Source organism: Streptomyces sp. NPDC007875 (genome assembly GCF_042868035.1).
GTDB lineage: Bacteria > Actinomycetota > Actinomycetes > Streptomycetales > Streptomycetaceae > Streptomyces > Streptomyces antimycoticus.
Window position 1 is genome coordinate 180,752 of the sequence record NZ_JBIADZ010000001.1, and the last position, 20,780, is coordinate 201,531.

At 70.9% G+C, this 20,780-nt stretch carries 17 protein-coding genes; 5 read left to right on the plus strand and 12 right to left on the minus strand.

The genetic code is table 11. The annotated features are described in order from the left end of the window. Nucleotides 1-296 precede the first annotated feature (296 nt). The 3 genes from cimA to ACFYOY_RS00835 all read right to left on the minus strand — a co-directional run bounded on the left by cimA (nt 297) and on the right by ACFYOY_RS00835 (nt 4,571). Complete coding sequence (cimA, locus tag ACFYOY_RS00825) at nt 297-1,895, minus strand: citramalate synthase (RefSeq protein WP_351880665.1); 1,599 nt, start codon at nt 1,893-1,895, stop codon at nt 297-299. Nucleotides 1,896-2,241: 346 nt separating this feature from the next. Further along, complete coding sequence (locus ACFYOY_RS00830) at nt 2,242-3,327, minus strand: branched-chain amino acid aminotransferase (protein ID WP_351880662.1); 1,086 nt, start codon at nt 3,325-3,327, stop codon at nt 2,242-2,244. A gap of 200 nt (nt 3,328-3,527) precedes the next feature. Next, on the minus strand, nt 3,528-4,571 hold the full coding sequence (locus ACFYOY_RS00835; protein ID WP_388583979.1) for a 3-isopropylmalate dehydrogenase: 1,044 nt from the start codon (nt 4,569-4,571) through the stop codon (nt 3,528-3,530). Between the two features lie 128 nt (nt 4,572-4,699). Here ACFYOY_RS00835 and ACFYOY_RS00840 point away from each other — a divergent pair, with 128 nt between their 5' ends. Further along, nucleotides 4,700-6,283 (plus strand): metallophosphoesterase family protein, encoded by a 1,584-nt coding sequence (locus tag ACFYOY_RS00840; RefSeq protein WP_351880656.1) that lies wholly within the window; start codon nt 4,700-4,702, stop codon nt 6,281-6,283. Here the strand turns inward: ACFYOY_RS00840 and ACFYOY_RS00845 are convergent. The 3 genes from ACFYOY_RS00845 to ACFYOY_RS00855 form a co-directional block, all read right to left on the minus strand. Beyond that, entirely contained in the window at nt 6,277-6,399 is a 123-nt protein-coding gene (locus tag ACFYOY_RS00845) for a hypothetical protein (protein ID WP_087684456.1), read from the minus strand. The genes ACFYOY_RS00840 and ACFYOY_RS00845 overlap by 7 nt on opposite strands. A 542-nt stretch (nt 6,400-6,941) precedes the next feature. Then, complete coding sequence (gene pruA, locus ACFYOY_RS00850) at nt 6,942-8,573, minus strand: L-glutamate gamma-semialdehyde dehydrogenase (RefSeq protein ID WP_351880653.1); 1,632 nt, start codon at nt 8,571-8,573, stop codon at nt 6,942-6,944. A 56-nt stretch (nt 8,574-8,629) separates the two neighbouring features. Beyond that, a complete protein-coding gene (locus ACFYOY_RS00855) occupies nt 8,630-9,556 on the minus strand; it encodes a proline dehydrogenase family protein (protein ID WP_351880651.1) in 927 nt (308 codons plus the stop codon). Nucleotides 9,557-9,720: 164 nt separating this feature from the next. On the opposite strand from ACFYOY_RS00855, the gene ACFYOY_RS00860 reads away from it, so the two are divergent. Next, nucleotides 9,721-10,962 carry a helix-turn-helix domain-containing protein gene (locus ACFYOY_RS00860; protein ID WP_351880648.1) on the plus strand — a complete coding sequence of 414 codons (1,242 nt, stop codon included), beginning with the start codon at nt 9,721-9,723 and terminating at the stop codon, nt 10,960-10,962. Between the two features lie 6 nt (nt 10,963-10,968). Here the strand turns inward: ACFYOY_RS00860 and ACFYOY_RS00865 are convergent, their stop codons facing one another. Next, complete coding sequence (locus tag ACFYOY_RS00865; protein ID WP_351880645.1) at nt 10,969-11,610, minus strand: helix-turn-helix domain-containing protein; 642 nt, start codon at nt 11,608-11,610, stop codon at nt 10,969-10,971. Nucleotides 11,611-11,706: 96 nt separating this feature from the next. Between ACFYOY_RS00865 and ACFYOY_RS00870 the strand changes: the two genes are divergently transcribed. Both ACFYOY_RS00870 and ACFYOY_RS00875 read left to right on the plus strand, forming a co-directional pair. Continuing rightward, nucleotides 11,707-13,350 carry an MFS transporter gene (locus ACFYOY_RS00870; RefSeq protein ID WP_388583985.1) on the plus strand — a complete coding sequence of 548 codons (1,644 nt, stop codon included), beginning with the start codon at nt 11,707-11,709 and terminating at the stop codon, nt 13,348-13,350. 219 nt (nt 13,351-13,569) lie between these two features. Then, nucleotides 13,570-14,526 (plus strand): glycoside hydrolase family 6 protein, encoded by a 957-nt coding sequence (locus ACFYOY_RS00875; protein ID WP_351880639.1) that lies wholly within the window; start codon nt 13,570-13,572, stop codon nt 14,524-14,526. Nucleotides 14,527-14,542: 16 nt separating this feature from the next. Here the strand turns inward: ACFYOY_RS00875 and ACFYOY_RS00880 are convergent, their stop codons facing one another. Continuing rightward, nucleotides 14,543-15,055 carry a Uma2 family endonuclease gene (locus ACFYOY_RS00880; protein ID WP_351880636.1) on the minus strand — a complete coding sequence of 171 codons (513 nt, stop codon included), beginning with the start codon at nt 15,053-15,055 and terminating at the stop codon, nt 14,543-14,545. 181 nt (nt 15,056-15,236) lie between these two features. Next, on the minus strand, nt 15,237-15,851 hold the full coding sequence (locus tag ACFYOY_RS00885; RefSeq protein WP_351880633.1) for a TetR/AcrR family transcriptional regulator C-terminal domain-containing protein: 615 nt from the start codon (nt 15,849-15,851) through the stop codon (nt 15,237-15,239). 113 nt (nt 15,852-15,964) lie between these two features. On the opposite strand from ACFYOY_RS00885, the gene ACFYOY_RS00890 reads away from it, so the two are divergent. Further along, entirely contained in the window at nt 15,965-16,492 is a 528-nt protein-coding gene (locus ACFYOY_RS00890; RefSeq protein WP_351880630.1) for a peroxiredoxin-like family protein, read from the plus strand. Between the two features lie 66 nt (nt 16,493-16,558). Here ACFYOY_RS00890 and ACFYOY_RS00895 read toward each other — a convergent pair whose 3' ends face one another. The 3 genes from ACFYOY_RS00895 to serA form a co-directional block, all read right to left on the minus strand. Next, entirely contained in the window at nt 16,559-18,049 is a 1,491-nt protein-coding gene (locus ACFYOY_RS00895; RefSeq protein ID WP_351880627.1) for an MFS transporter, read from the minus strand. A 44-nt stretch (nt 18,050-18,093) separates the two neighbouring features. Next, on the minus strand, nt 18,094-18,855 hold the full coding sequence (locus ACFYOY_RS00900) for a TetR/AcrR family transcriptional regulator (protein ID WP_388583990.1): 762 nt from the start codon (nt 18,853-18,855) through the stop codon (nt 18,094-18,096). A gap of 210 nt (nt 18,856-19,065) precedes the next feature. Next, a complete protein-coding gene (serA, locus tag ACFYOY_RS00905) occupies nt 19,066-20,667 on the minus strand; it encodes a phosphoglycerate dehydrogenase (RefSeq protein ID WP_351880621.1) in 1,602 nt (533 codons plus the stop codon). Nucleotides 20,668-20,780: the final 113 nt, after the last annotated feature.

Below are 20,780 nucleotides of genomic sequence, written 5' to 3' on the forward strand. Positions count from 1 at the left end.
TGTCAATTCCCTACAACGTCAAGGGCGTTTTGGTGGGCAGGCGGAACAGAACTGGACAGCGGCTTTCCCACTACCTGGTGTCCTAAAGGACTATCGACCCTGTCGGCATCCGACAAACCTCCAGGCGGCGACCGTGCCAGGGGCGGGCTCGACCACCCGGATGGGCGGCGTCCGCTGGAGCGGCGCCGCGGCCGGATCGGGGAACGGAACACGTCGGCCGCGCTCCGCTCCCCGTACCCTACTCCGACGGCGGCCGGCGCCACGCGCACCGGGCCCACGGGGCCGTGAGGCCCAGGTCACTCCTGCGGGTCCACCCCGGCCCGCAGCAGCCCGTAGGCGTAGGCGTCGTCCAGGGCCTGCCAGGACGCGGCGATCACGTTCTCCCCGACGCCGACCGTCGACCACTCCCCCTGGCCGTCCGCGGTGGAGACCAGCACCCGGGTCGTGGACTCGGTGCCGTGCTTGCCTTCCAGGATGCGGACCTTGTAGTCCACCAGTTCCATCGTCGCCAGCTGCGGGTAGATCCGCTCCAGCCCCACCCGCAGCGCCCGGTCCAGGGCATTGACCGGGCCGTTGCCCTCCGCCGTGGCGACGATGCGCTCGCCCTTGGCCCACAGCTTCACGGTGGCCTCGTTGGCGTGGGTGCCGTCCGGGCGGTCCTCGACGATCGCCCGCCAGGACTCGACCCGGAAGTAGCGGCGGGGGCGGCCGTCGACCTCCTGGCGCAGCAGCAGCTCGAAGGAGGCGTCGGCGGCCTCGTAGGTGTAGCCCGCGAGCTCGCGCTCCTTGACCCGCTCGACGATCCGGCCCACCAGCGCGCGGTCGTCGCCGAGGTCGATGCCCAGCTCCTTGCCCTTGAGCTCGATCGATGCCCGGCCGGCCATGTCGGAGACGAGCATCCGCATGGTGTTGCCGACCCGCTCGGGGGCGATGTGCTGGTACAGATCCGGGTCGACCTTGATCGCGGAGGCGTGCAGTCCGGCCTTGTGGGCGAAGGCGGAAACGCCCACATAGGGCTGGTGAGTGGAGGGCGTCAGATTGACGACCTCGGCGATCGCGTGCGAGATCCGGGTCATCTCCTCCAGGGCGCCCTCCGGCAGCACCCGGCGGCCGTACTTGAGCTCGAGGGCCGCGACGACCGGGAAGAGGTTGGCGTTGCCCACCCGCTCGCCGTAGCCGTTGGCCGTGCACTGGACGTGGGTGGCGCCCGCGTCCACGGCGGCGAGGGTGTTGGCGACCGCGCAGCCGGTGTCGTCCTGGGCGTGGATGCCCAGCCGGGCGCCGGTGTCGGCCAGTACGGTGCGGACCACCGCGTCGATCTGGCCGGGGAGCATGCCGCCGTTGGTGTCGCAGAGGATCACCACCTCGGCGCCCGCCTCGTGGGCGGCGGAGACGACCCGCTTGGCGTAGTCCGCGTTGGCGCGGTAGCCGTCGAAGAAGTGCTCGCAGTCGAGGAAGACCCGGCGGCCCTGGGACCGCAGGTAGGCGACGGTCTCGCGGACCATCGCGAGGTTCTCCTCGAGCGTGGTGCGCAGGGCCAGCTCCACATGGCGGTCGTGGGACTTCGCCACCAGGGTGATCACCGGCGCCCCGGACTCCAGCAGCGCCTTGACCTGGAGGTCGTCCTCGGCGCGTGCCCCCGCCTTGCGGGTGGCGCCGAACGCCACCAGCTGGGCATGCTGGAAGTCGATCTCGGCGCGGGCCCGGGCGAAGAACTCCGTGTCGCGCGGGTTGGCGCCGGGCCAGCCGCCCTCGATGAAGCCCACGCCGAAGTCGTCCAGGTGACGGGCGATGGTCAGCTTGTCCGCGACCGTCAGGTTGATGCCCTCGCGCTGCGCTCCGTCGCGCAGGGTGGTGTCGAAGACATGGAAGCCGTCGTCGGGCAGATCCTTCATGGTTGGTCTGGCTCCTGTCGGATGGATCTCGGTCTACCGGAATATCCGGTTCCGCGCCCTCCTATGGTCCCTCACGCTTCGCGTCCGGCGGGATGGTCCGGAAAACGAAAAGACCCCTCGCGGGTGCGAGAGGTCTGCGCGCGGGTCTGGGGCACGGTGGCCGCGCCGTACCGGGTCGTACGGGCGGTCACTGCGGACCGGCGCGCCTGCTGTCAATAATCATGACGAACGAGAGCACGGAGGAAGTCTGACACATTCCGCCCCCGCGCTCTCATCCGTCTCATCATGCGAACCATCGGCGTCAACGAGGTGACACCCACGATCAGCCCAGAGGTGACATCCGTGATCAGCCCAGGGGGTGCATCCAGCCATGCGGATCCGGGGCGACGCCGGTCTGGATGTCCAGCAGCGCCTTGCGCAGCCGCATCGTCACCTCGCCCGGCTCACCGTCGGCCACCGTCCAGTTCGCCCGGGCGGACTTGACCGAGCCGACCGGGGTGATCACGGCCGCCGTACCGCAGGCGAAAACCTCGGTGAGGGTCCCGTCGGCGTTGCCCTGGCGCCAGTCGTCGACGGAGATCCGGCCCTCGGTGACCTCGTAGCCGAGGTCGGCGGCGATCCGCAGCAGCGAGGCGCGAGTGATCCCCGGCAGCAGCGAACCGGACAGCTCGGGGGTCACGATGCGGTTCCCGTACACGAAGTACAGGTTCATCCCGCCCATCTCCTCGATCCAGCGGCGCTCGATCGCGTCCAGCCAGACCACCTGGTCACAGCCCTGCTCGGCGGCCTGGGCCTGGGCGACCAGGGAGGCCGCGTAGTTGCCGCCCGCCTTGGCCGCGCCGGTGCCGCCGGGCGCCGCGCGGACGTACTCCTCCGAGAGCCAGACCGAGACCGGCTGCACACCGCCGGGGAAGTAGGCCCCGGCCGGGGAGGCGATGACCACGAAGAGGTACTCGTTCGAGGGCCGGACGCCCAGCCCGACCTCGGTGGCGAACATGAAGGGCCGCAGGTAGAGGGACTGCTCTCCGTGGCCCGGCACCCACTCCTTGTCCTGGGTGACCAGCGCGTCACACGCCTCGATGAAGGTCTGGACGGGGAGCTCGGGCATGGCGATGCGGCGCGCGGACGCCTGGAACCGCTCGGCGTTCTGCTCGGGGCGGAAGGTCGCCACGGACCCGTCGGGGCGGCGGTACGCCTTGAGCCCCTCGAAGATGGTCTGGGCGTAGTGCAGCGTCATGTTCGCCGGGTCGAGCGAGAGCGGGGCGTACGGCACGAGCTGGGCCTCGTGCCAGCCACGGCCCTCGGTCCACTTGATGGTCACCATGTGATCGGTGAAGTGGCGGCCGAATCCGGGGTTGGCCAGGATCTTCTCCCGCTCGGCGGCGGGGAGGGGGTGGGACGAGGGCTTGAGCTCGATCGTGGGCGTCGTCATGGCAGGTAGTCCTTCACCTTCGGTTGTGGCGGACCGCGCTCACACCATCCTGCCCGTGATCGGTACTAGGACGTCCAAGCTCTTCTTCACACAGCGGCCCCACCGGGGATTATCTCCTAGGTGAGGCCGGGAAGGAGCGTTGTGCAACGCGCGGCCCAGGTCGATGGTCGCACCCAGCCGCGCGGTGGCACAGGCTGGGGTCAGCCGGATACTCGGGCGGCGAGCGCGTCGCCGATCTCGTCGGTGGTGCGCGGCGCGGCCGCGTCCCGCCCGGCGAGGTCCTCGGCGACGGCGGCCTCGATACGGGCCGCCTCGTCCCCGTAGCCGAGGTGTGACAGGAGCAGGGCCACCGACAGCACGGTCGCCGTCGGGTCGGCCTTGCCGGTGCCCGCGATGTCCGGCGCGGAGCCGTGGACCGGCTCGAACATCGACGGGAAGGCGCCGGAGGGGTTGATGTTGCCGCTCGCGGCGAGCCCGATGCCGCCGCTGACGGCGGCGGCGAGGTCGGTGAGGATGTCACCGAAAAGGTTGTCGGTGACGATCACGTCGAACCGCTCCGGCTGGGTGACGAAGAAGATCGTCGCGGCGTCGACATGCAGATAGTCGGTGGTGACCTCGGGGTACTCCTGGCCGACCCGGTCGAAGATGTTCTTCCACAGGTGGCCGGCGTGCACCAGGACGTTGTTCTTGTGCACGAGGGTCAGCTTCTTGCGCGGCCGGGCGTTGGCGCGCTCGTAGGCGTCCCGGACCACGCGCTCGACACCGTAGGCGGTGTTGAGGCTGACCTCGGTGGCGACCTCGGCCGGGGTGCCGGTGCGCATCGAGCCGCCGTTGCCCACGTACGGGCCCTCGGTGCCCTCGCGGACGACCACGAAGTCGATGTCGGGGCGGCCGGCCAGCGGGGTCGGGGTGTTCGGGAAGAGCTTCGACGGACGCAGGTTGACGTAGTGGTCGAAGGCGAAGCGCAGCTTGAGCAGCAGCCCGCGCTCGAGCACGCCCGAGGGCACCGACGGGTCGCCGATGGCGCCGAGCAGGATCGCGTCGTGGTTCTTCAGCGACTCCAGGTCCGCGTCCGGCAGGGTCTCGCCGGTGGCGTGCCAGTGCTGGGCGCCGAGGTCGTAACTCTGGGTCTCCAGCTTGACGTCCTGCGGAAGGGCGGCGGAGAGGACCTTCAGGCCCTGGGCCACGACTTCCTGGCCGATACCGTCACCGGGGATCACTGCGAGGCGAATGCTGCGAGACATACCGGGACCCTACCGCTCGTCCCATGGATTGACATAGCCGTTCCGCCATTCGGACATCCGCTCAGCGGCAATCACCCGTTCACCCCCCGTATGGTGCGCTGTTGACCGCCCGGGGGACATTCCGGTCCATGGACACACCACGGTTCGGCGTACCCGAGCGGCTCGCCCAGCGGATGACCATGGCGGAGCAGCATGAGTATCTGCGGGCCCGGCTCTCCCGGCGCCGGGTGCTGCGCGGGGGCGCCGCCACGGCGGGGACGGTCGCGGGCGCGGGGCTGCTGGGCGGGGCGGCGTGCGCCGCCGACGCCAAGCCGGCGCCCGTCGCGAGCCCGAAGCCGGTGACCGCCAGGGTGGACGGCGCGCTGGTCGCCCCGTTCGGCCGCCATCTGGCCTTCGGCGCCGATCCGCGGACGCAGATGCGGGTCTCCTGGCAGGTGCCGTTCGCCGTGCGGAAGCCCTATGTGCGGATCGGCACGAGCCCGCTGGAGCTCACGCACAAGGTCGAGGCCGAGGTCCGCCATCTGCGCACCCCGTCGCTGAGCGACAAGCTGCCCGCGGTCGACCAGTTCTATCTGCATGCCGCGGTGGACGATCTGCGCCCCGGGACCACCTATTACTACGGCCTCGGTCACGCGGACCGCGACCCGGCCGAGCCGCGGCACTTCTCGTCCGTGGGCACGTTCCGCACCGCGCCACAGCGGCCGGGGAAGTTCGTCTTCACCGCCTTCGGCGACCAGGGGGTGAGCTATGACGCGCTCGCCAACGACCAGCTGATCCTTGGCCAGAATCCGTCGTTCCATCTGCACGCCGGAGACCTGTGCTACGCGGACACCACCGGCCACGGAAAGAAGACCGACCTGTACGACGCCCGGGTCTGGGACTCCTTCCTCGCCCAGACCGACTCGGTCGCGGCGAGCGTGCCGTGGATGGTGACGACCGGCAACCACGACATGGAGGCGTGGTACTCCCCCGACGGCTACGGCGGCCAGCTGGCCCGCTGGTACCTGCCGGACAACGGCCCCGACCCGCGCAAGGCGCCCGGCGTCTATTCGTTCGTCTACGGGAACGTGGGCGTGGTCGCCCTGGACGCCAATGACGTCTCGTACGAGATCAGCCCCAACAAGGGGTACACCGACGGTGCGCAGACCCGTTGGCTGGACCGACGCCTGGGGCAGCTGCGCAAGCGGCCCGGCATCGACTTCCTGGTGGTCTTCTTCCACCACTGCGCCTACTCCACGACCAGCGCCCACGCCTCGGACGGCGGGGTGCGCGACACCTGGGTGCCGCTGCTCGAGAAGCACCAGGTGGACCTGGTCATCAACGGCCACAACCACGTCTACGAGCGGACCGACGCGATCCGGGGTGGCAAGGTCGCCCGCCGGGTCCCCGTCGAGGGAAGCGCCGACGCGGTGCGCGACGGGATCGTCTATGTGACGGCGGGCGGGGCGGGCGCGAAGCTCTACGAGTTCCCGGTGCCCGACAGCTACGACGGGCACATCAAGGACGTCGACGAGGTGAAGACCTACCACTGGACGGAGGGCGGGGAGAAGAACCGGGACAGCGCTGACTGGTCCCGGGTCCGCTACACCGGCTTCTCCTTCCTCGCCGTGGAGGTGGAGCCGGGCCCCCGCCCCAGGCTCACGGTCACGGCCCTGGCGGAGTCGGGAGCGCGGGTGGACCGCTTCGAGGTCACCCGGCCCCGGCGTCAGTGACCGGTGGCACCGCCGTTGTCACGGCGGTCGAGGGCGCGCTGCAGCGCGGCTGCGGCCTTCTTGCGGTCGGTGTCGTCGGTCTTGCGGCGGATCCTGCGGACAGTCGTCTCGGCCATGATCACATCTCCTCTGCTGAACCCCGGTGGACCGGGAGGAAGGAAAGCTCCCCGAGAAGGTGGCTGCCGGAAGGGGCGGGGGCCTGGGTGCGGCAGGGGTCACCTGCGCCTGTGCACCGGCCGCGGCCGCCATCGCTGGATGCAGCGAGACGTTCGGCTTCCACAAAAGTAAGGCAGCGGAGCGTCAGTGTCTGCACAATTAGTCGGACGTCCTACTATCTGAGACGCGAACAGGGTGACATCGGCCACTGACCCACGGTGATCACATCTCGGCACCGCGCCGATAGTCGAGGCCGACCCCCGTCCGACCTCGACCACGGCGGCCGATCGCAGGTCGTCGTGGGCGATCCCGCGCCTGGTTACCCACGTAAACTGCGGTAAATAGTGCCTACTTGACTGCTTGACGCTAGCACCGCCGCGCGTCGGGCGTCCACAGATTTCCCCCTCCGCGCCCCCGGACAGCACGCCGCCCCCGGACCGCACTGAAGCGGTCCGGGGGCGGGGTCGCGGGGCGGACGGGTTCGGCCCGTCCGCATGGGCGGTCAGCCCATGTGCGGGTAGCGGTAGTCGGTCGGCGGGACCAGGGTCTCCTTGATGGAGCGGGTGGAGGTCCAGCGCATCAGGTTCTGCTTGGCGCCCGCCTTGTCGTTGGTGCCGGACGCGCGGCCACCGCCGAAGGGCTGCTGGCCGACGACGGCACCGGTCGGCTTGTCGTTGATGTAGAAGTTGCCGGCCGCGAAGCGCAGCGCCTCGCAGGTGGCGGCGGCCGCCGCGCGGTCCTGGGCGATGACGGCGCCGGTCAGCCCGTACGGGGCGGCCGACTCCATCTGCTGGAGCATCGCCTCGTACTCATCGTCCTCGTAGACGAACACCCCGAGGATGGGGCCGAAGTACTCGTCCTTGAAGATCTCGTTCTCCGGGTCGGTGGAGGCCAGCACGGTCGGGCGGACGAACCAGCCCTCGCTGTCGTCGTAGGTGCCGCCCGCGACGACCTCGACCGTCGGGTCGGACTTCGCCCGGTCGATCGCGGCCTTGTTCTTGGCGAAGGCGCGCTCGTCGATGACCGCGCCCATGAAGTTGCCGAGGTCGGTGACATCGCCCATGGTCAGCCCGTTGACCTCGGTGGCGAACTCCTCCTTGAGACCGTTCTCCCACAGGGAACGCGGCACATAGGCGCGGGAGGCCGCGGAGCACTTCTGGCCCTGGAACTCGAAGGCGCCACGGGTCATCGCCGTCTTGAGGACCGCCGGGTCGGCGGACGGGTGGGCGACGATGAAGTCCTTGCCACCGGTCTCACCGACCAGCCGCGGATAGGTCTTGTAGTTCTCGATGTTGTTGCCGACCGTCTTCCACAGGTACTGGAAGGTCCGGGTGGAACCGGTGAAGTGGATGCCCGCGAGGTCCGGGTGGGCCAGGGCCACCTCGGAGACGTCCTTGCCGTCGCCCGTGACCAGGTTGATCACGCCCTTGGGCAGCCCGGCCTCCTCCAGAACCTCCATCAGCAGCACGGCGGCGTGCGTCTGGGTCGGGGACGGCTTCCACACCACCACATTGCCCATCAGGGCGGGGGCGGTGGGGAGGTTGCCCGCGATGGCGGAGAAGTTGAAGGGGGTGATCGCGTAGACGAACCCCTCCAGCGGCCGGTGGTCGCTGCGGTTCCAGACCCCCGGCGAGTTGGTCACCGGCTGCTCGGCCAGGATCTGGCGCGCGAAGTGGACGTTGAACCGCCAGAAGTCGATCAGCTCACAGGGGGTGTCGATCTCGGCCTGCTGGGCGGTCTTCGACTGGCCCAGCATGGTGGAGGCCGCGAGCGTCTCCCGCCAGGGGCCGGAGAGCAGATCGGCGGCCTTGAGGATGACCGCGGCACGGTCGTCGAAGCTGAGCGCGCGCCACGCCGGGGCCGCGGCCAGGGCGGCGTCGATCGCGTCCTGCGCGTCCGCTTGAGTGGCGTTGGCGTAGGTGCCCAGGCGGGCGGAGTGCTTGTGCGGCTGGACGACGTCGAAGCGCGTCCCCGCTCCCATCCGCTTCTCACCGCCGATGGTCATCGGCAGGTCGATGGGGTTCTCGCCGAGCTCCTTGAGCTTGGTCTCGAGGCGGGCACGCTCCGGGGTGCCGGGCGCGTAGGTGTGCACCGGCTCGTTCACCGGCACGGGGACCTGGGTGACGGCGTCCATGATGGCCGTTGTCTCCTTCGATCGTCGGGTTGCGAGGTCTGCGATGCCGAGAGCGGTCAGCGACGGCCGACCAGCGAGCGCAGGAAGAATGTGAGGTTGGCGGGGCGCTCCGCGAGGCGGCGCATGAAGTACCCATACCAGTCTGTGCCATACGGGACGTAAACCCGCATACGGTGGCCTTCCGCCACCAGCCGCTCCTGCTCGGCCACGCGGATCCCGTACAGCATCTGGAATTCGTACTCGTCCAGCTTGCGCCCGAGCCGGTGCGCCAGATCCTGGGCGATGGCGACCATGCGCGGATCGTGCGAGCCGATCATGGGATAGCCCTCACCGGCCATCAGGATCTTCAGGCAGCGCACATAGGAGCGGTCCACCTCGCGCTTGTCCTGGTAGGCGACGCTCGCCGGTTCGTTGTACGCGCCCTTCACCAGCCGCACCCGGGAGCCTTCCCCGGCCAGCGCCCGGCAGTCGTCCTCGGTCCGGAAGAGATAGGACTGGAGGACCGCGCCGGTCTGCGGGAAGCGGGTGCGCAGCTCGCCGAGGATGGCGAGGGTGGAGTCCACCGTGGTGTGGTCCTCCATGTCGAGCGTGACCGTCGTGCCCGCCGCGGCGGCGGCCTCCACGACCGGGGTCACGTTGGCCAGGGCCAGATCGTGGCCCCCGGGCAGCGCCTGTCCGAAGGCGGAGAGCTTCACGGACATCTCCGCCCGCCCGGCGAGCCCCTCGGCGGCCAGCGCCTCGGTCAGCGCCAGATAGGCGTCACGGCTGCGCAGCGCCTCGGCCCGGTCGGTCACGTCCTCGCCCAGATGGTCCAGGGTGACGTCCAGGCCGCGGGCGGTCAGGGACCGCACTGAGCCCAGGGACTCGGTAAGCCGCTCCCCGGCGATGAAACGGTCCACCATCGGGCGGGTGACCGGCGCGGCCGAGACGAGACGGCGGATGGCGGCACTGCGCGAAGCAGCGAGCAGCACGGGTCCCAGCACGGGGCACCTCCACGATGACGGCCGACGAACGGCATCAACAACTCACCGTGAAACTTAAGGATGGCTCGGATCCCGGACCATCGACAGCTGTCACGCATCCGTGGCCGGGATCTCAGACATCTGTATGAGAATGTGAGGGGTGAAACCGGGAAGAGGCGGGACCCATGCGCGACGACTACCAGCAGCTGGTGGACGAGATCACGGCGGTACTGCGGGCACCCGCGACCCTGGAGAACCGCGACTTCGCGCTGATCGCCTTCGGCGCCCAGGACAGCGAGGACCGCGATGACACGGAGGAGCCGGCGCTGGACCCGGTCCGCACCCGCTCGATCCTCCAGCGCCGCTCGACGGCGGCGGTGCGGGCCTGGTTCGAGGCGTTCGGGATCGCACGGGCGCAGGCGCCGCTGCGGATTCCGCCCGACCCGGCGGCCGGGGTGTTCATGGGCCGTATCTGCCTGCCCGTCCGGCACCGCGGGGTGGTGCACGGCTATGTCTGGCTACTGGACGACGGCCACCTCTCCGATCTGGAGCTGGGCGGCCCCACGGGTACGCCGGACCCCCGGCTGGCCCGCGCGATGGAGACCGCGGACCGCATCGGGGCGCTGCTGGCGGCCGAGGCGCGGGCCGGGGAGGAGCTCGGCGAGCTGCTGCGCGATGTGCTGACCGGGCCGCCGGCCGGCCGGGACGCCGCCCGCGCCGGGCTGCGGACCGCGCTGCGCGGAGCGGGCGACGGGCCGCTGGCGCTGGTGGCGGTGGTGCCGTGGACACCGGGGACCGGCGAGGACGCGGACCACCCCGGACTCCCCCATCTCCCGGGCATCGTGGCCGCGTGCGCGCTGCCCGGGACCGCGGCGACCGGGGCGGGGCTGGCGACGCTGGTCCGGCTGCGCGCGGCCACCGCTCTGGACCCGGCCCGTACGACGGCCGAACAGCTGCTGCGCTCCCCCCGGGCCACCACCGGCTCTCTGGACGGGGTACAGCCCAGGGCGGCCGCGGGGGTCAGCGCTCCCCGGCGCGGGCTGGACGAGCTGCCCGCCGCCTGGCAGGAGGCCCTGGCCGCCGCGCGGGCGGCCCACGCCGATAGGCGCCTGGGGCCGGTCGCGGAGTGGTCCGCCATCGGCCCGTACCGTCTGCTGGCCGCCCTGCCCGCGGTGCAGCCCGACGCCGCCGTACGCCCGCTGCTGGAGCCCGCCCACGCCGAACTCGCCCGCACCGCCGAGACCTTCCTCGACTGCGCGGGTCAGGCCGGGCGCACCGCCGCGCGGCTGGGCATCCACCGGCAGACGCTCTACTACCGCCTGTCCCGGGTGCGGCAGCTGACCGGTCTGGATCTGGACGCGGGCGAGGACCGGCTGCTGCTCCACATGACCCTCAAGGCCGCCCGCCTCGGGCCGCCGCGGCGCTGAGTCCCTTCAGCCGGCGGGGGACGCGGGGGCGTCGGGCGCCGGGAGTGCGTCGGGGGCCGCGGGGGCGTCGCCGACGATCCGCCGCATCGCCTCGACGAGGTCATGGGCGCTGGGCATGAGATCGGGGTCGATGGCCATCTGGACGATCATGCCGCTCACCAGGGTCATATAGAACGAGCCCATGACCCGCGAGGTCTCCTCGTCGACGTCGCGCTCGTCGATGCCGTGGATCAGCCCCACCAGCCCCTGGCGTCCCTCCGGTTGGGCCCGGCCGAAGGCCGCGCGCAGCTCGGGGTCGTGTCGAACCTGGAGGATGGCCTCCAACTGGGACTGCCACATCGCCTGGTGCTTGCCGAACAGCTCGAGCACCCGGGTCCAGCGGGTCTCGAACCGCTCCCGCAGCCCGGTGTCCTGATCGCCGCCCGCCGGGTCGTCCGTCTCCAGGGACCGCTGGACGTCATCGGCCCAGTCGCCCATGGCCGCGAAGAGCGCCTCCCGCATCAGGGCGTCCTTCGAGCCGTAGTGGTAGCCGATGGAGGCCAGGTTGGCGCCCGAGGCGGCCACGATGTCCCGCGCCGTCGTACGGGACCAGCCCTTCTCCTCAATGCAGCGCTTGGCCCCGGCGAGCAGATCCTCTCGATGTCCCATGGCGCCAGGGTATCCCGATCCCATACGACCGTCCTAGACATGCGTTTTACACAGTCGTACTAGACACTCGTTTAAGACGCTCGTATATTCACCGCCATGACCTCGACCTCCACCGGCCCGCGCGCCGGGCGCAAGGAATGGACCGCCTTCGTGGTCCTGATGCTTCCGCTCCTCCTGGTCTCCATGGATGTGTCGGTGCTGTACTTCGCGGTGCCGGCCATCAGCCGGGAGCTGCACCCCAGTTCCACCCAGCAGCTGTGGATCTTCGACATCTACGCCTTCGCCCTTGCCGGGCTGCTCATCACCATGGGAGCGCTGGGCGACCGCTTCGGACGGCGGAAACTGCTGCTGTTCGGGGCCGCGGCCTTCGGCGCCGCGTCCGTCGCGGCGGCGTACGCGCAGAGCGCCGAGATGCTCATCGCCGCACGGGCGGTGCTCGGGATCGGCGGCGCGACGCTGATGCCGTCGACGATGGCACTGATCCGCAACCTCTTCCTCGACGAGAAGCAGCGCGCCACGGCGATCGCGATCTGGTCGTCGGCCATGGCGGGCGGTATCGCGCTGGGCTCGGTGCTCAGCGGGGTGATGATCGAGCACTTCTGGTGGGGCTCGGTCTTCCTGATCAACGTCCCGGCGATGGTGCTGCTGCTGGCGCTGGTGCCGCTCCTGGTGCCGGAGTTCAAGGACCCGAAGCCCGGGGCGTTCGATCTGCCGAGCGTGCCGCTGTCGATGGCCGCCGTGCTTCCGGTGATCTACGGGCTGAAGCAGACGGCCGCCGACAACGGCGTCAGCCTGATCCCGCTGCTGTCCATCGTGGCCGGTCTCGCCATCGGCGCCGTCTTCCTGCGGCGTCAGCTCACCCGCCGCGACGCGATGATCAGCCCGGAGCTCTTCCACCACCGCGGCTTCGGCCCGTCGATCGCGCTCAACGCGCTGGCCACCTTCGCCGTGATGGGCTCGGCCTACTTCACCACCCAGTATCTGCAGTCGGTGCTCGGCAAGGGCCCGCTGGAGGCGGCGCTGTGGAGCCTGGCCCCCTCCGTCTGCGTCGGCATCGCCGGACCGGCGGCGGCCGCGGCGGTCCAGCGCGGCGGCGACCGGGCCCATGTGATCGGCGCCGGCTTCGCGACCGGGGCCATCGGCTACGGGATTCTGGCCCTGGCCGGCACGGACGCGCTGTGGACGGTGCTGATCGGCGCCGCCGTCCTGGCCAGCGGGATCGTCATGGTGATGTCGCTGGTCACCGACATGGCGATCGGCACCGTCCCGCCGAAGCGGGCCGGTTCGGCGGCCGCGCTGCTGGAGACGGGCCAGGAGTTCGGCGGGGCGATGGGCATGGCGGTGCTCGGCAGTGTCGGCACCGCGGTCTACCGGAGCGACGTCAAGGACTCGCTGGGCGGGGGGCTGCCCGGCGGCGCGCTCGACCAGGTGCACGAGACGCTGGGCGCCGCCGTCGCGGTGGCGGGAGCGGTGAAGGGGCGGGCCGGGGAGCAGATGCTGGACGCGGCGCGCGAGGCGTTCACCCACGGGATGCGGATCGCGTGCGGGGCCGGGGCGGTGGTCCTGGTGGCTGCCGCGGCGCTGGCTCTGGTGACGCTGCGTCGGGTGGAGGCCGCGGCGCCCGCGGCTGGGGATGCGCCCTCGACCGGCGCGGGTGTGCCCTCGACCGGCGCGGGTGTGCCCTCGACCGGCGCGGACGGGACGGCCGTGCGCGGCGAGGCGGCGGCGCCGGGTCGCTGAGCCCTGGCACGCCGGAGGGGACCTCACCGACGTGAGGTCCCCTCCGGCGTTACGCGCGGGCTGAGTTGACCTTGCGCGCGGCGCGTCACGGCCGTACGCGTCGCATCCGTATCGAACACGGCGGCAACCATCTCCCGCCCGGCGGCAACCAGAGGACGGCGGCCGGACGACACGGCCGCCCGAGGGCTGAGCAGCCCCACGCGAGAGGAGTGACGCACCGTGCGCATCACCAGAGCGTTAGCGGCGGCCGGGCTCGCCGTCGCCTTCCTGATCGGCGCGGCCCACACACCGCAGGCGGCCGCAGGCGAACTGCCGGGCGCCACACAGTTCTTCAACGATCCCGATTCGCTCGTCAACAAGTGGGTCGCCGCCAATCCGGGTGACTCCCGGCAGCCACGCATCGCCTCGCGGATCGCCGGTCAGCCCCAGGCCCTGTGGTTCTCCCGGTACTCCCCCGCCACCGTCACCGAGGACGTCCGCAAGGTCACCTCCGCCGCCTCCGCCAAGGGCCAGACGCCTGTCCTGGTGACGTATCAGATCCCCAACCGCGACTGCGGCGGGGCCTCGGCGGGCGGCGCGCCCGACCTCGCGAGCTATGACGCATGGGTGCGCGCCTTCGCCGCCGGTCTTGGCAGCGGGCCCGCGATCGTCATCCTCGAACCCGACTCGATCGCGCTCATCAGCTGCCTCTCCCCCTCCGAACTGAGCGGCCGCTATGCCTCACTGGGCCGCGCGGCTACCGCCATCCACGGCGCGAACCCCAACGCCCGGGTGTACTTCGACGCCGGGCACTCGGCCTGGAACAGCGCCGCCGTCCAGGCGTCGCGGCTCCGCTCGGCCGGGGCGCTGACCAGCGGCGACGGCATCTACAGCAATGTCTCCAACTTCCGCCGCACCGCCGACGAGGTGGCCTTCACCAAGAGCGTGCTCGCCCAACTCGGCACGGCCTCGGGGCTCACCGCCGTCATCGACACCAGCCGCAACGGCAACGGCCCCGCCCCCGACAACACCTGGTGCGACCCCCACGGCCGCAAGGTCGGCGAGAACCCGACGGCGAACACCGGCGATCCCGCCATCGACGCCTATCTATGGATCAAACCCCCGGGCGAACTGGACGGCTGCGCGGGCGCGGCGGGCACCTTCTCACCGGACTACGCGTACGAGCTGGCGGGCTGAGCGCACGCGACCCCGGTCACAGGTGATCGGTCCCGGTGAGGTCGATGTCGATGGTGAACGGCACCGGAAGCTTGATCCGCTCGGGGTAGATGCCGGTCGGCAGATACGTACGCGTCACCGTGTTGAGCTCGAAAACCTGGACGACCGGACGGCGCCCCTCACCGTGCTCGACCAGCCAGAAGCGCGGAATTCCCGCCTCGGCGTAGAGCTGTGGCTTGCGCTTGCGGTCACGTGACTCCGACTCCGGCGAGACGACCTCCACCACGAGCACGGCGTCGGCCGCCTGGAAGCCCGTTTCCTGCGCCTCGGTGGTCACCGCCTCGGCGCGCAGGATCGCGATATCGGGCTCGGGGCGGTTGCGCTTATCGACGGCAGTGGTCATCTCGCGACAGCCCCGGAGCGACTCGGGCACCGATGCCCGGAGCCCCTTCTCCAGCAAGTACATGGCCAGCGAATGAAAATACTTCCGCGGGCCCACGAAGACGAGGCTCCCGTCGATCAGCTCAGTGTGCGGCGGGAGCTCCGGCATGCGGTCAAGATCATCTGCAGCGAATCCGCCCGGGGCGGAAAACCCCAGGCCGGAAGCGGTTCAGCAGTCATGGTCCCTCCCATGGACGGGATTCTGGCCGCGCGGCCAAGGGGAGCGGACAGGGACGGCAGAGACGCCACCCACTCGAGTGGAGGCAGCTTTCAGCGTTGACCCGTGCCGACTATGCGCCCAGCCCGCGCAGGAACACCTCCAGCCCCCCGAAGAACTCCCGCTCCACCCCCACGCTCCGCGCCTGGCGCGCCGTTTCGGCCATGTACGGGAACGCGTCGGACGGCAGCTCGGCGATCGTGACCGTGCCCGCACCGGACAGCGGACCGAGGTGTTCGAGCTGGATCGCCCCGATCACATAGCCGAGCAGGGCGCGCAGCGCGAGGACCCGCCGTTCGCCGTCCAGGCCCGCCTCGGTGAGGATCGCCAGCGCCGTCTCCGACCAGCGCAGTCCGCTGGGGGAACGGTGCCGGTGGGTGAGGGTCAGCGGGAGGACCGCGGGGTGGGCGATGATCGTGTCGCGCAGCCGCCCCACCATGATCCGGAGCCGTTCGTCCCAGGGGGCCCCGGGCTCCGGCGGCGTGGTGTCGACGGCGCTGAGGACGCGCTCGACCACCAGCCCTTCGAGCTCCTCGCGATCGTGGACATAGCGATAGAGCGCCATCGTGCTCATCCCGAGTTCCTTGGCGACGGCGCGCATCGAGAGCCCGGCGAGCCCCTCGCGGTCGAGGACGGCGAGGGCGGCCGAGGCCGGCTGATCGGGGGTGAGGGAGCGGGGACGTGGCATGGCGGTTGACAGCGTACGGCATACGCCTACGCTAGTAGGCGTATGCCGTACGCCTACGAAAGGGGGCTCCTGTGGAGCCCGGTTCCGTCGTCGCAGCCCGTACCCTCACCCCCGTGACCGGCCCGGACGTCGCCGTCCCCGACCCCGGCCGGCTGATCCACCTTCAGTTCCGGCGCTTCGCCGGATGCCCCGTCTGCAATCTCCACCTGCGGTCGATCGTGCGGCGCCATCAGGAGATCGAGGCGGCCGGAGTCCGGGAGGTGGTGGTCTTCCACTCCCCCGCCGAGGAGTTGCGCGAGCATACGGACGAGCTGCCGTTCGCCGTGGTCGCCGACCCCGGTAAGCGGCTGTACCGGGAGTTCGGGGTGGAGCAGGCGCCCAGAGCCCTGCTCAGCCCGCGCGCCTGGGGGCCGATCGCGCGGGCCCTGCTGACCGGGGCGTGGGCGGTGGTCCGTGGCCGGGAGAAGCTCCCCGCGCCCAGCCAGCCCGGGGGCAGACTGGGGCTGCCAGCGGACTTCCTGATCGGCGGGGACGGCCGCGTCATCGCCGCGAAGCACGGCGAACACGCCTACGACCAGTGGTCGGTGGACGAGCTGCTGGCGCTGGCCGCTCGCGCCCCGCGCCCCGACCCCACCCCCTGATCCACCACCGCCGCAGGCCCTCCGCTCCGGCGGTGGAACGAAGGGCCTGCGGGAGGCGAGGTGCCGTCAGCCCAGGTGCGCGGGCAGCGGGGTGGCGCCTTCGGCGCCCGGCACCCGTACGGGGCGCGGGGTGTTCATCAGCAGCGCGACGACCACCGCGGCGCCCACGAGAATCGAGGAGGAGACGACGAAGGCGTGCGAGAAGCCCTCGACGAGACCCGCCTTGGCGGTCCGCGGTGTCATCCGCGCGGCGTGCGACGCCATGTAGTCGGAGGTCGCGCTGGTGGCGATGGTGTTGAGCATCGCCGTGCCGATCGAACCGCCGATCTGCTGCGCGGTGTTGACGGTGGCGGAGGCGACGCCCGCGTCCCCCTCCCCCACCCCATGGGTCGCGTAGTTCATCGAGGGCGCCATCACCAGACCCATGCCGAAGCCGACCAGGAGCTCGGCGGGCAGCACCCCCGCCGCGTACGAGCTGTCGACGTCCAGGGGCACCAGCAGCGCGACACCGGTGGCCGCGATCAGCAGACCGGGCGCCACCAGCAGGCGCGGCGGCACCTTGGGGATGAGGCGGGAGGCAACGCCGCCCGCGCCGACCAGCACCGCCCCGGTCATCGGCAGGAACGCCACACCGGTGAGCAGCGCCGAGTACCCCTTGACGAGCTGCATGTAGTAGGTGAGGAAGAGGAACATCGCGAACATGCCGACCACCGAGAGGCCGACCGCCAGATAGGCGCTGCCGCGGGTGCGGTCCGCCACCACGCGCGGCGGCAGCAGCGGCCGCGCCACGCTCCGCTCCACCAGGACGAAGGCGAGGAGCAGCACCGCGCCCACGATGAGCAGTCCGGTCACCAGCCGGGAGTCCCAGCCCTCGGACTCGGCCTCGCTGCATCCGTAGACCACGGCCACCAGTCCGCACACCGCCAGCAGCACACCGGGGATGTCGAAGCGGGCCCGGCCCTCGGCACGGGTGTCGGTGGGCAGCACGGACCAGCTGAAAGCGGCGACGACGGCGATCGGCACATTGACGTACAGGCACCAGCGCCAGTCCAGGTACTCGGTCAGCAGTCCGCCGACGACCAGCCCGATCGCACCGCCGCCCGCCGCGATCGCGCCGAAGATGCCGAACGCCTTGGCGCGCTCACGGGGTTCGGTGAAGTTCACCGCGAGCAGCGACAGCGCCGAGGGGGCGAGCAGCGCGGCGAACGCGCCCTGCAGGGCGCGGGCCGAGAGCAGCATCTCGAACCCGGAGGCGGCGCCGCCGAGCGCGGAGGCCCCGGCGAACCCCAGCAGGCCGATGAGGAAGGTGCGCTTACGGCCGGTGTAGTCCGCGATCCGCCCGCCGAGCAGCAGCAGACTGCCGAACGCCAGGGTGTAGGCGGTGATGACCCACTGCCGGTCGCCGTCGGAGATGCCGAGGTCCTTCTGGGCCGACGGCAGGGCGATGTTCACGACGGTGATGTCGAGGACGATCATCAGCTGGGCCAGGCCGATGAAGACGAGTGCGAGCCAGCGCCGGGGGTTCGCCTCGGGCGGCGTCTTTGAGGGCTGGGACATGACCATGCCTTTCTGGTCCTGCGGAAGGCGAGCGGAGCGGGAGATCAGTCGGCGTCGGAGTCGCCGGAGTGGTCGGCGCGGGCTTCGGGGTGGGCTTCGCGGGCGTCGGAGCGGGCGGCGCGGGCGTCGTCGATCACTCGCTCCCGGAGGAGCTTGAACGCCGCGGCGTCGACGGCCGGGCCGCCGAGCGGAGTGGTGGACCGCGGGGAGCCGGTGGGGCGCAACCCGTCGATATAGACATCCAGTTGGCGATGGGCGAGAGCGTCATCGGCGGCGAACCGGCCACCGCCGGGCAGCGGCCGCGAGAGCCGCATGATCATCATCGTGATATCGCCGAAGACGACATCGAGCCGGATCAGCCCCTCGGCCTGGGCGCGCAGAAGCAGCGCGTCGACCGGGTCGACGACATCGCCGGGGACGCCGTCGAGGATCTCGGCGACGGTGAAACGGCCCAGCAGCGCGGGCATCACCGAGCCGATCTTGAGATCGAGGGCGGCGTGCATAAAGCGGCGCAGCGCGAGATGGGCGTCGGCCTCCTCGGCGGCGGCCCGGCTCCCGGCCTCGACCAGCGCGCTCAGCACCTCGATGGCGACCCCTCGGTGCAGATCGTCGCGGTGCGGAAACCGGCGGTAGAGGGTCGCGATGCCGACCCCGGCGCGCCGGGCTATCTCATCCAGCGGGGCATCGGGCCCCTGATCGGCGAAGACCTCGCGGGCGGCGCGCAGGATCTGCTCCCGGTTGCGCCGCGCGTCGGCGCGCATGGGCGGGACGTCGGCGAGGGCGTCGGCGTCGGTGTCTGCGGACACGGGGCTCTCCTGACAGCGCATACGAAAGCTATGTGGAGAAATTTTCTCCACATAGCAATGAGCGTAGCGAGCCGACCCGCATTATTCAACACACGATGAAAAAGATCCGGAACCCCTCCGGCAGGCCCTGCCGCCAGGGGCGCACAACGATCTGGGCCCGGCCCCCGCCGAAGCGGGGACCGGGCCCAGATGGGTGACTGCCTATGCGGCTCAGACCAGATTGACCGAGCGGGCCGAGGAGGCGCCGATCTCCTCGGCGATCTCGGTGAGCACCGGCTGCGGAATGGTGTCGTCCACCGTGAGCGCCACCAGCGCGGCACCGCCCGCCGCCGCCCGCGAGACCTGCATCCCGGCGATGTTGATACCCGCCTCGCCCAGGATGCGGCCGAGCGTGCCGACCACACCCGGGCGGTCGGTGTAGCGGAGGAAGGCCATGTGGTCGGCGAGCGCCAGATCCACGTCGTACTCCCCGACCGCGACGATCTTCTGCTGGTGCTTGGGGCCGGCCAGCGTGCCGGAGATCGAGACCTCCTCACCGCCCGACAGGGTGCCGCGCACGGTGACCACATTGCGGTGCTCGCTCGACTCCGAGCTGGTGGTCAGCCGCACCTCGACACCACGCTCCTGCGCGAACAGCGGCGCGTTCACATACGACACGGTCTCGTCGACGATGTCCTCGAAGACACCCTTGAGCGCCGAGAGCTCCAGCACCTTGACGTCGTGCTGGGTGATCTCGCCGTACACCTCGACATCGAGGCGGACCGCGACCTCGCCCGCGAGCGCGGTGAAGATCCGCCCCAGCTTCTCGGCCAGCGGCAGCCCGGGGCGCACGTCCTCGGCGATGACGCCCCCCTGGACGTTCACCGCGTCCGGGACCAGCTCGCCGGCCAGCGCCAGCCGCACCGAGCGGGCGACCGCGATGCCCGCCTTCTCCTGGGCCTCACCGGTGGAGGCGCCCAGATGCGGGGTGACCACCACATTGTCGAACTCGAACAGCGGGGACTCGGTGCACGGCTCCTGGGAGAAGACGTCCAGCCCGGCCCCGGCCACCCGGCCCTCCTTGAGGGCGGCGGCCAGCGCCACCTCGTCCACGATCCCGCCGCGCGCGGCGTTGACGATCCGGACCTCCGGCTTGACCTTGTGCAGCGCCTCGTCGCCGATCAGGCCGACCGTCTCGGGGGTCCTGGGGAGGTGGACGGTGATGAAGTCGGAGACCTCGAGCAGCTCGTCCAGCGAGAGCAGCTTCACGCCCATCTGTGCGGCCCGCGCCGGCTGCACATACGGGTCGTACGCGACGACCTTCATGCCGAAGGCGGACATCCGCTGGGCCACCAGGACGCCGATGCGGCCGAGGCCGACGACGCCGAGGGTCTTCTCGCTCAGCTCCACACCGGTGTACTTGCTGCGCTTCCACTCGCCGTTCTTCAGCGCGGCATTGGCCTGCGGGATGTTGCGGGCCGTGGCCACCAGCAGACCGCAGGCGAGCTCGGCGGCGGTGACGATGTTGGACGTCGGCGCGTTGACGACCATGACGCCCGCCTTGGTGGCGGCCGAGACGTCCACATTGTCCAGGCCGACGCCCGCGCGAGCGACCACCTTCAGCTTCTTCGCCACGGCGATGGCCTCGGCATCGACCTTGGTCGCGCTGCGGACGAGGATCGCGTCCACACCGGCGATGGCGGGAAGGAGCTCGGCTCGGTCGGCCCCGTTGCAGTGCCGGATCTCGAAGTCCGGACCCAGGGCGTCGACCGTCGCCGGAGAGAGCTCTTCGGCGATGAGTACGACGGGTTTACCAGTGGAAGCAGTGCTCACGTGGTCTTCAGTCCTCACTAGTCCTCAGCGGACGGCCGTCCCGACGGCCGCTGGCGGTGAAGGGGTCAGCCGCGTGGAAGACGCACGACGCTGTGAGCCTGACGCGCTTGCTG